The organism is Alkalibacterium sp. 20 (genome assembly GCF_001885615.1).
Classification (GTDB): domain Bacteria; phylum Bacillota; class Bacilli; order Lactobacillales; family Carnobacteriaceae_A; genus Alkalibacterium.
This window is the reverse complement of the sequence record NZ_LSRN01000018.1, coordinates 42840-53581: the sequence shown is the minus strand read 5'-3', so window position 1 is coordinate 53581 and position 10742 is coordinate 42840. Positions and strand designations below refer to the sequence as shown.

9 protein-coding genes and 1 other annotated feature are annotated in these 10742 nt (G+C 41.5%); of the genes, 7 read left to right on the top strand and 2 right to left on the bottom strand.

Annotation, left to right across the window (positions count from 1 at the left end; all coding sequences use genetic code 11):
* Positions 1-178 (top strand): integrase core domain-containing protein (locus tag AX762_RS03095; RefSeq protein WP_143139271.1); only part of this gene is annotated, 178 nt, incomplete at its 5' end.
* Between the two features lie 358 nt (positions 179-536).
* Here the strand turns inward: AX762_RS03095 and tyrS are convergent.
* Together tyrS and AX762_RS03085 are read right to left on the bottom strand one after the other, a co-directional pair.
* Positions 537-1802 carry a tyrosine--tRNA ligase gene (tyrS, locus tag AX762_RS03090; protein ID WP_071847701.1) on the bottom strand — a complete coding sequence of 422 codons (1266 nt, stop codon included), beginning with the start codon at positions 1800-1802 and terminating at the stop codon, positions 537-539.
* Positions 1803-1820: 18 nt separating this feature from the next.
* A complete protein-coding gene (locus AX762_RS03085) occupies positions 1821-2312 on the bottom strand; it encodes an NUDIX hydrolase (protein ID WP_083432763.1) in 492 nt (163 codons plus the stop codon).
* A gap of 61 nt (positions 2313-2373) precedes the next feature.
* Positions 2374-2576 (bottom strand) — a binding site (T-box leader).
* 188 nt (positions 2577-2764) lie between these two features.
* Between AX762_RS03085 and AX762_RS03080 the strand changes: the two genes are divergently transcribed.
* The 6 genes from AX762_RS03080 to rsmA all read left to right on the top strand — a co-directional run bounded on the left by AX762_RS03080 (position 2765) and on the right by rsmA (position 10679).
* Positions 2765-5176, top strand: a complete 2412-nt coding sequence (locus tag AX762_RS03080; RefSeq protein WP_071847699.1) for a glycoside hydrolase family 31 protein — start codon at positions 2765-2767, stop codon at positions 5174-5176.
* Between the two features lie 150 nt (positions 5177-5326).
* Positions 5327-6151, top strand: coding sequence for a Cof-type HAD-IIB family hydrolase (locus AX762_RS03075; RefSeq protein ID WP_071847698.1), 825 nt, complete (start codon positions 5327-5329; stop codon positions 6149-6151).
* Positions 6152-6267: 116 nt separating this feature from the next.
* Positions 6268-8310: a methionine--tRNA ligase gene (metG, locus tag AX762_RS03070; RefSeq protein ID WP_071847697.1), complete on the top strand. Its 2043-nt coding sequence runs from the start codon at positions 6268-6270 to the stop codon at positions 8308-8310.
* 124 nt (positions 8311-8434) lie between these two features.
* The gene (locus tag AX762_RS03065; protein ID WP_071847696.1) at positions 8435-9205 is read left to right on the top strand and encodes a TatD family hydrolase; all 771 of its coding nucleotides are present in this window, start codon (positions 8435-8437) and stop codon (positions 9203-9205) included.
* 12 nt (positions 9206-9217) lie between these two features.
* Positions 9218-9793 (top strand): ribonuclease M5, encoded by a 576-nt coding sequence (gene rnmV / locus AX762_RS03060; RefSeq protein WP_071847695.1) that lies wholly within the window; start codon positions 9218-9220, stop codon positions 9791-9793.
* The gene (gene rsmA, locus AX762_RS03055) at positions 9783-10679 is read left to right on the top strand and encodes a 16S rRNA (adenine(1518)-N(6)/adenine(1519)-N(6))-dimethyltransferase RsmA (protein WP_071847694.1); all 897 of its coding nucleotides are present in this window, start codon (positions 9783-9785) and stop codon (positions 10677-10679) included. Before rnmV ends, rsmA begins: the two co-directional genes overlap by 11 nt.
* Positions 10680-10742: the final 63 nt, after the last annotated feature.

The following is a 10742-nucleotide window of genomic DNA, read 5'->3' as shown; positions in this document are numbered from 1 at the left end:
TTTCTTTGGCCACTTGAAAGATGAAATCTACTATGAAACTTGCACGTCAGTGCAAGAATTAAGATTAGTTATTGATGATTATATGGACTATTACAACAACGAACGAGGACAATGGAAACTAAAAAAATTGACTCCGGTATCATACCGAAGCCAGCTTCTTTTACAACCCGCAGCATAGGGTGTTTTTTATACTCTCCTTGACATAGGGTCCGGTTTAAAAATGTGGTTCTGTCTTTTTTTTCACATTATTTTGAATCGCACAGAGAAGAAAAGTCTTCTAGTAACCTGAATAATAAAAACTGTTGAGTTAATAAAACAAGACCGTTCTTTTGATGACTCGAGAGACAAAAACGGTTGAGTTCATAAAAAGAAGACGATTCTTCCATTAACTCGAGAGATAAAATCGAGGGAGTTAATAAAACAGGATCATGTTATTACTAACTCATAAGCTGAAGAAATCAGTTAGTAGAAAAAAGACTGTTTTGCCAGAATGCTTATCAGCATAAGGCGAAACAGTCTTTTTTTCATCAATCTTATTAAACCAGGTGAACAAGGAAGTATTTCTTTTTACCTTTTCTAACGATCACGTAGCGACCTTCGAAACTGTCGTCTTCAGTTACGACGTGATCGACGTCTTTGACCTGAACACCTTTGATGCGAATCGCACCGTTTTTGATGTCTTCACGGGCCTGACGGCGGGACGGTTCGATTTTTGTGATATCAACTAAAAACTCGACTAAATTATGTTCACCAGCAGGTGCTTCTGATGAGGGGACATCTTTAAAGGTGGACGCGATTTGGGCAGCAGTCAATTCCTGAATGTCACCGGAAAATAGAGCCTGGGTAATTTTAAGCGCTTCGTTTAGCGCGTCTTGACCATGAACGAAACGAGTCATCTCCTCGGCTAAAGCTTTTTGAGCGGCACGTTTATGTGGTTCTGTTTCCACTTGTTTCGCTAATTCTTCAACCTCATCTTTCGATAAAAAGGTGAAGTACTTCATGTATTTAACGACATCGCGGTCATCCTGGTTGAACCAGAACTGGTAGAATTCGTAAGGTGTTGTCTTTTCAGGATCCAGCCAGATCGCGCCGTCTGCCGATTTGCCGAATTTCGTGCCATCTGCTTTAAGTAACAAGGGAATCGTTAAACCGAATGCCTTAGATTCAGATCCTTCTTTTTTACGGATCAAGTCTAAACCGGCTGTGATGTTGCCCCATTGATCCGAACCGCCAATTTGAAGCTGAACGTCTTCGTTCTGGAACAAGTGCAGAAAATCAACAGACTGAATGATCTGGTAACTGAATTCAGTGAAAGAGATACCGGTATCTAAACGGCTGGACACAACCTCTTTCGCCAGCATGGTGTTGATGTTGAATTCTTTACCAAAGTCACGCAGGAAGTCTAAAAAGGACAGGCCACTTAACCAATCATAGTTGTTCACTAATTTAATACCAGATTGATCCGAACCGGCTTTGAAGAGCTGACGCATTTGTGCGCTTAGCTTTTCTGCGTTTTGTTCGATCTTATCCATCGTTTGCAAGACACGCTCAGAGTTTCTCCCACTGGGATCGCCAATCGAACCTGTTCCGCCGCCTATCAAAATAACCGGTTTATGACCAGCTAATTGGAATCTTTTCAAGATCATAAAAGGGATCAAGTGTCCAACGTGCATGCTGTCTCCCGATGGATCGATACCGCAGTAAAGAGCGATTTCTTTTTCAGTTGTCAACTTGCGTAAACCCTCTTCATCGGTTTGTTGATTGATGGCTCCGCGCCATTCTAGTTCATCTAAGATATTCATTTTTGTCTCCTTAAGTAATTAGTTATTTAATATTTCCCAATCCTCAAACACATTCTTGTCCAATAAATCAGTTTTTTTTGATTCTTCATCGATGACTTTCAAAATAAGAGGTGAGGCATTGGACGGATTTAAATCATCAAGAGCTAACCACAGGACACCATCCGAATCATTTTTTCCATCCACTACTTCATCAGGAATACTATCGGCTTTACCATTCACGGTAATGGAATAGAGTGAAAAAACGTGATGGGTGATCACCTGATAGTTTTTAATTTTCAGAAAAGAATCATAAATCCTTGGATGCTTATAATCAAGAACTGTGAATCCCGTTTCTTCAAAAACTTCTCTCACTAAAGTGTCCGTCAGGCCTTCACCCCGTTCTTGACTCCCGCCGGGAAGGTCATACCGGTTTTTATAAGGGCCGGAATTTTTAGATATGCACAGCAGTTTATCATCCTTAAAGGCTACTCCATAAACACCAAAGTGTAATTTATAGTCCGTATCTTCCAAAAGATTACCTCCTCTTAAAATCGTAGGTATAAAAAAAACCCCACAAAAAGCCTATGCTTTTCGTCGGGACGAACAGTGCCGTGGTACCACCCTGATTAAAATAAGTTGAGAACTTACTTCACTCGTTCCCATAACGCCGGGTTGCGTCTCGTGAGAGAATAGCTCCAAGGTGTACTTCGGTTTGTTTGAACCTGCGAATTTTCACCAACCACTCGCTCTCTAAAATAATTCAAACAATCTACTTCGCCTATTCATAGCTTTAACTATTTATATCCGTCAGTATAAGGGATTATGGTGTTTAAGTCAACCTTTTAACTGACACATTCCAGATTTCAAAAAAGTGATTATAGGAAATTATTTATTTATATTTTGGATATAACAACAAATGGGTGGTGATATATTTGGTGTATGCTAAAATATAATTAAGAGTTAGTGAGAAAGGATGATGACACTTGGTAAAGAACAGAAAAGAAGTGTTTAATTTAAATAGAGAGCCAATTGCTCCAATTGAATCGCAAGTTATCTGGAAGAACTACCGCTTCACAGTTTTAACGACTGCACTCATTCGGATAGAACACGATTCGAACCGTGTATTTGAAGATCATGCGACACAAACCGTATTGAATCGTAATTTCACCACCCCCGAATTTACTAAAAAAGAAAATGATGAGTATTTAGAAATCATTACGTCAAAAGCCCATCTTATTTTTCTTAAAGAAGAGGGAGGCTTTACAAAACATAATTTCCGTATCGAAGCGATCGGTAATTATAGTCTCTACCACAGTACCTGGTATTTTGGAGAAACCCCTGAAACGTTAAAAGGTACAGCACGTACGCTTGATTTTTCAGATGGACCGATTGATTTAGAAGAGGGTTTAATGAACAAAGATGGCTATTCCGTATTCGATGACAGCACGTCCATGAGATTAATGGATGATTCGTGGGTAGAAAAAAGACCTAAAGGAGTAACGGATATTTATTTCTTTGGTTATGGTCGTGATTATTTAGGTACGCTGAAAGATTATCATCATTTGACTGGCAAAACACCAGTACTGCCTCGTTTTGCATTAGGAAACTGGTGGAGTCGATATTACCCGTATTCTCAAGATGGATATAAACGCTTAATTAATGAATTTGAAGCAAGAAACCTACCATTTTCAGTAGCTGTGATGGATATGGACTGGCACATATGCGATGTACCAGCTAAGTTTGGTTCTGGCTGGACAGGCTACACATGGGATAGAGAATTATTTCCAGACCCTGAAGAGTTTTTAAGCTGGTTAGACAACCATGGATTACGCACAACGCTTAATTTACATCCGGCCAATGGTGTACAACCTTTTGAGGAAATGTATGAACCGATGGCGAAGGAATTGGGAGTGGACTTTGAGGATGAAAAACCAATCAACTTCGACATTGCCAACCCGGATTTTTTAGGTGCTTACTTTAGATATTTGCATCATCCACATGAAGAACTGGGTGTTGATTTCTGGTGGATAGACTGGCAACAAGGGAGCGTCACAAAAGTAGAAGGATTGGATCCACTGTGGATGCTCAATCACTATCATTTCATGGATAACGGCAGGGGTGGCAAACGGCCGCTTATATTCTCCAGATATGCCGGTCTCGGATCGCATCGGTACCCTATCGGATTTTCCGGAGATACAGCGGCGACATGGAACACACTCGATTTCCAACCTTACTTCACTGCAACTTCATCCAATGTCGGTTATGGCTGGTGGAGTCACGACATAGGTGGTCATTTTGGCGGAATAAAAGATAATGAACTCTTTGTCCGCTGGGTTCAGTTTGGCGTCTTTTCTCCAATCAACCGACTCCACAGTCAAGATGGTGAATTTAGCGGAAAAGAGCCTTGGCGTTACGGACGAATAGCAGAAAATATCGTTTCAAGATTTATGCGTCTGAGACACCGGATGGTTCCGTATCTTTATACGATGAATGTCCTCAATCACTACGATGACTTTCCGCTCATACGGCCGATGTACTACCATCACCCATGGAAAGACGAAGCGTATGATGTACCCAATCAGTACTATTTTGGAACACAGATGATCGTAGCACCTATAACTAATCCAATGAAAAATGATCTGCGTCTAGGTAAAGTAAAAGTGTGGTTGCCGGAAGGCAGATGGTATGACTTCTTTATTCACCGTTCTTACGAAGGTGACCGAGTCATCGATATGTACAGGTCTTTATCAGCGTATCCCGTATTTGTCAAAGCAGGTGGTATCGTGCCGCTGGATCAAAGTTTTAGTAACCACACCGAGATTCCAAAAAATATGGAAGTGATGATTTACGCGGGAGATAATGGGAGTTTTTCACTGTATGAAGATGATGGAACAGGTAAAAGAATAGAGGAAGTCACTACGAAAATGTCACTCAAATGGAAAGACGAGGGCGAAGATTGGGCGGTTTTCCAAATAAACAAACCTGAGGGAAATCAGGACGTTTTACCAAAAGAGCGTCAGTTCAATTTATCTCTAGTTGGTTTCGTCTGTCAGAAGATGCCGCAAGTGTATGTCAATGATGTGTTAGTTGATATTGAAGTCAAGCGAAAGGGTAAGATTATTGAAGTTTTGATACCCAAACAACCCATTGATTCATCTTACATTGTTTATTTCAAAGAAGTTCAATTAAAGAAAAATGATATGCACGTTGAGCTGTTCCGTTTTCTGGACCGCGCGCAGCTACCAGCCAGCCTGAAAGAAAAAATTCACAGCACAATTATCAGAGGAAAAACAAGTGCACGTGTGATTAGCGCACTGCTGGCATTAGACCTTGGTGAAGAATTGATGGATGCCATAAGTGAAATAGTATGGGCCAATCCAGATGATGTCGATTAAATAAATCGATAATTAGCAGTAATTGAAGAGGAGGAAGGTCAGAAGTTTAAAGACTTGGAAACCTTCCTTCTTTTTTAGCGTTTTTGTGGGCCCACTTTCATATACATGCTACAATAGAAAAGAATTCATTAAAGAAAGTGAGCGTCTCATATGAAAAAAATAGTCTTTTTCGATATTGATGGAACATTAGTATCGAAACACAACAGTATTCCGAAATCTACGAAACGAGCGATCAAAGAATTGAAGGCGAATGGGATTGTTCCTGTCATAGCAACTGGGCGCGCTCCCTTATTAATAGAAGAAGTGCGTCGTGAGCTAGAGATTGATAGTTATATAGCCATGAATGGTCAACTCGTTGTTCACGAGGGGGAGGTCGTTTTCGATAATCCTATCGATAAAACAACCGTTGATCGGTTGATCGACCGAGCCGTTGATAAAAATGATGGCATCATCTTATGCGGAGCAAAGGATATTTTCAGTAATGCCATCGTATCTTTAGCCAAGAGAAGTTCCATACTGACATTGTTAAAAGGTTTAGTGAAACTGATCCCCGGCTCCATTCAAGTTTCATTCTTCAGCCGGTTGATCAAGAAGCCACCCAAACCAAAAGATTATGCTGGCAAACCGATTTATCAAGTGATTATTGAAACCTCCATGGATGAAGAAAAACAATATAAAGAAGATTTTGAAACCCTGCATTTTGCACGGTCGAATCATTATACAGTGGATATTATCAGTGAGGGCATTTCAAAAGCCACAGGTATCGAAAAATACTTGAAGCATGTGGGTATGGATAAAAAAGACACCTATGCTTTTGGCGACAGCCCTAATGACCTGGAGATGCTTGATTTCGTGCATACAAGCGTGGCGATGGGGAATGGATGGGATAACGTTAAAGCTATCTCAGATTACGTGACGGACGATGTCGATAAAGGTGGCATCGAAAAAGCCCTGAAGCATTTCAAACTTATCTGACTCTAAATTATTCCTGTCTTTTTCAGTTGGCATTCCTATGCTATACTAGTTAGGAAACGTTTGTCAGAGCTTTGACCGAGCGATTAAATTCAAGCAAATTAAAGGAGGACATTAAGTTGTCTGATAGAAAGTCATTTTATATAACAACACCCATCTATTACCCAAGCGGGAAATTACACATCGGCAATGCGTATACAACCATTGCCTGTGATGTTTTGGCACGCTATAAACGATTGAAAGGGTTCGATACCTTTTATCTGACGGGAACAGATGAGCATGGTCAAAAAATCGAAACAAAGGCGAAAGAATTAAATCAGACGCCACAGGAATATGTCGATGCAATGGCTGAAAGCATTCAGTCCCTCTGGAAAACACTAGAGATTTCCAATGATGACTTTATCCGCACGACACGACCGCAACATAAAGAAGTGGTCGCGAAAATCTTTGAAAAACTCCTTCAACAGGGAGACATTTATTTAGGCGATTATGCCGGATGGTACTCCGTTTCTGATGAAGAATTTTTCACCGAGACACAATTAGATAAAGTCTATAAAGATGACCAGGGCAACGTTACCGGTGGTGTGGCACCAAGTGGCCATGAAGTCGAATGGGTGAAAGAGGAATCTTATTTCTTCAAAATGAGCAAGTATGCCGATCGTTTACTTCAGCACTATGAGTCGTATCCAGAGTTTATTCAACCGGAATCCCGTAAAAAAGAGATGGTCAATAATTTCATCAAACCCGGACTGGAAGATTTAGCTGTGTCGCGGACGACGTTTGACTGGGGTGTAGAAGTCCCTTCCAATCCCAAACACGTGGTCTACGTCTGGATCGATGCCTTGGCAAATTATATAACGGCTTTGGGTTACGATCCGGATTTGGGCGGGTTCGATGATCAGCCAGAAACCTTTAAAAAATATTGGCCGGCCGACGTCCATATGGTCGGTAAAGAAATTGTCCGTTTTCATACCATTTACTGGCCGATCCTACTTATGGCACTCGACTTACCCTTACCAAAACAAGTTTTCGGACATGGGTGGTTACTCATGAAAGATGGTAAGATGTCTAAATCCAAGGGCAATGTCGTGTATCCTGAAAAACTTGTCGAACGTTACGGCGTCGATGCCGTGCGTTATTACCTGATGCGCGAAGTGACCTTTGGCAGTGACGGTGTCTTTACACCTGAAGATTTCATCTCACGCATAAACTATGATTTAGCCAACGATTTAGGGAATTTAGTGAACCGTACTGTTGCAATGATCAATAAATATTTTGACGGTCAAATGCCTAATTACCAGGGAGACGTGACGTCATTTGATGAGGCCTTGCGTCTGCAGGCTATAGAAACAGTCGATGAGTATGAACTGAATATGTCAGACATGCAGTTCAGTTCGGCCCTTCAATCTGTCTGGAAACTGATCTCTCGTACCAATAAATATATCGATGAAACAGCCCCATGGATGTTAGCGAAAGATGAAACAAAAAGAGAAGCATTGGAAAGTGTCATGGCGCACCTGGCTGAAAGCCTGCGTGTGACCGCAGTATTGCTGCAGCCTATCTTACTGCATACTTCAGAAGCCATTACTGAACAGTTAGGTTTTTCAGACGATGATGTTCGCTTCGATAAGGTCGAGTTCACGTCGCATGAAAAGGAAAAACAGGTCGTTGAAAAAGGCACGCCTATTTTCCCTCGTCTGGATGTGGAAGAAGAAGCTGAAGTTATTCAGAGTTGGATGAATCAAGAGAGTGAATCTGAAGGAGAATCAGAAGACATGGAAGAAGTATTTGATCCAGAAGAAACGACGCTGACATCGGTTAAGGACAAAGAAATCAAGTATGATGTCTTTGACCGTATGGAACTTAAAGTAGCTGAAGTGATCGCCGTTGATAAAGTGGAAGATGCGGATAAACTGCTTAACTTCAGACTCGATGCCGGTGATAAAGGTGGACATCGTCAGATCTTGTCAGGTATTGCTGAATTTTACCCTAACCCGCAAGAATTGATCGGGAAAAAAGTCGTCATCGTTGCTAATTTAAAACCGCGTAAAATGCGTGGAGAAATTAGTCAGGGCATGATCCTTTCGGCCGAAGATACAGAAGGTAATCTGGCAGTGATCGAAGCGCCTGGTCAAATGCCGAATGGCTCGATCGTAGCGTAATATGAAAATATGCTAAACGGAAATTCCAACAAAGAGAGAAGCTGTGTCTTTCAACTTTGTTGGAATTTTTCTGCTTATGGTGTATTCTAAATGAGACAAGTAGGACATTAAAAGGAGAGAAACTATGCTTTTCGACACACATACACATATCAATGTAAAAGAGTTTAAAGGTGAAGAAGCAGAAGCTATACAGCGCGCGCGGGACAATCAAGTCAGTCGCATGGCGGTCGTTGGTTTCGATACGGACACAATTAAAAAATCACTTGAACTGAGTCGCGACTATGAAAGGGTCTATTCGATTATTGGATGGCACCCAACAGAATCAGCAACCTACACGGATGCAATCGAGAATCAGTTGATCGAACAATTAAAAGGAGATAAAATCGTAGCGATGGGCGAAATGGGTCTTGATTACTATTGGGATACTGCACCTAAACTCGTTCAACAGGATGCCTTCAGACGTCAGATTCGTGTGGCAAAAGAATTGAACCTGCCCGTCAGCATCCATAACCGTGAGGCTACTGAAGATGCGTACAAAATACTCAAAGAAGAACACGCTGGCGATACAGGCGGTATCATGCACAGTTTTAACCTGGATACCTACTGGATGGAAAAGTTTTTAGATATTGGCATGCATATCTCATTAAACGGTATTGTGACGTTTAAGAATGCACCTGAAGTAAAAGAAGTGGCACAGAAGGTCCCTTTTGATAAACTGCTGGTTGAAACAGATGCCCCTTATCTGTCACCGATGCCTCATAGAGGAAAGCGCAATGAACCGAGCTATGTTAAATTCGTAGCTGAAGAAGTGGCCAAACAAAGAGGTTTGCCATTTGAAGAAGTTGCCCGTCAGACCACGCAGAATGCTGTACGACTTTTTAGACTGGAAGAGTAAAGGTGAGACATCATGGATAAAATCAAAGAGATCATAGTGGTCGAAGGCAAAGACGATACCAAACGTCTGGCTTTGGCAGTTGAGGCGGATACGATAGAAACAAATGGTTCGGCGATCAATAAAGAAACGCTTGAACGCATCGCATTGGCACAAGAAACAAGAGGCGTGATCGTGTTTACAGATCCAGATGGACCGGGTGAAAAGATCCGCAAAATCATTTCCCAATATATACCCGGTGTGAAGCATGCCTTTATAACCAAGGATCAGGCACGCCGCAAAAGCGAAACCAAAGAAAGCATTGGTATCGAACACGCATCGGTCGCTACAATAAGAGAAGCACTGAACCAGGTCGTTGAAGAACGCATCGATGCGAAAGAAACGGTGAGCAAAGTGTTCCTGATGCAGACCGGTCTGATTGGATCAGATAAAGCACGGGCATTGAGAGAAGCCCTGGGCGAAGAGTTGCGTATTGGTTACACCAACGGTAAACAATTAAAGAAACGCCTGACGATGTTTGGTATAACAGAAGCTGAAGTTACAGAAGCTCTAGAGAAGATACGAAAGGAACAATTAAACGATGAATCTTAAAGATATAGCAACACCTAACCGTACAAAAGAAATTCTACAGAAGTATGGCTTTTCAGTGAAAAAAAGTTTGGGACAAAATTTTATCATTGATACAAACATACTCAAAAAAATTGTAGAAGCTGGCGAAATTTCCAAACGGACCACTGTGATCGAAGTGGGTCCGGGTATCGGTGCGTTAACTGAACAATTGGCCAGGCAAGCAGGTAAAGTGATTGCTGTTGAAATCGATGAGCGGTTACTGCCAGTTTTAGCAGACACACTTTCTCCGTATCCGAATATCGAGATCATTCATGCAGACATACTTGATGTAGACTTAAGCGATTTCTACTCATCGCATTTAGAGGATGCTGAAGAGATCGTTGTTGTCGCCAACTTGCCTTATTACATCACGACACCCATTATTTTGAGGTTTTTAGAGTCTCGTTTACCAATCGACCGGATGGTACTCATGATGCAGAAAGAAGTGGCCAGTCGGCTGTCAGCTCATCCAAGTACCAAGGCATACGGCTCACTATCGATTGCTGTGCAGTATTACATGGATGCCGAAGTGGCATTCACTGTTCCAAAAACAGTCTTTATGCCTCAGCCGAATGTTGATTCTGCTATTATCAAGTTGAGTAAAAAAGAGAAAGGTATAATAGATGTTGAGGACGAGCAGTTGTTTTTCACACTGACTCGCTCTGCCTTTGTTCAACGACGCAAGACGTTATGGAATAACCTGCAGGTCGTTTTTGGGAAAGATAAAGAAGTGAAAGAGCAGATGACAGAAGCGCTGGAAACAGCTCAAATCGATCCAGGCAGACGAGGAGAAACCTTATCGATCGAAGAATTCGCCAAATTGTCCAATGCATTTTCATGCGTTGATTTATCTAAATCGGAAAATTGACCTTGTTCAAAAGTCGAAAAATCAGTGAAACACGAACGATATCAAATAGGTAATTAAGAGTTA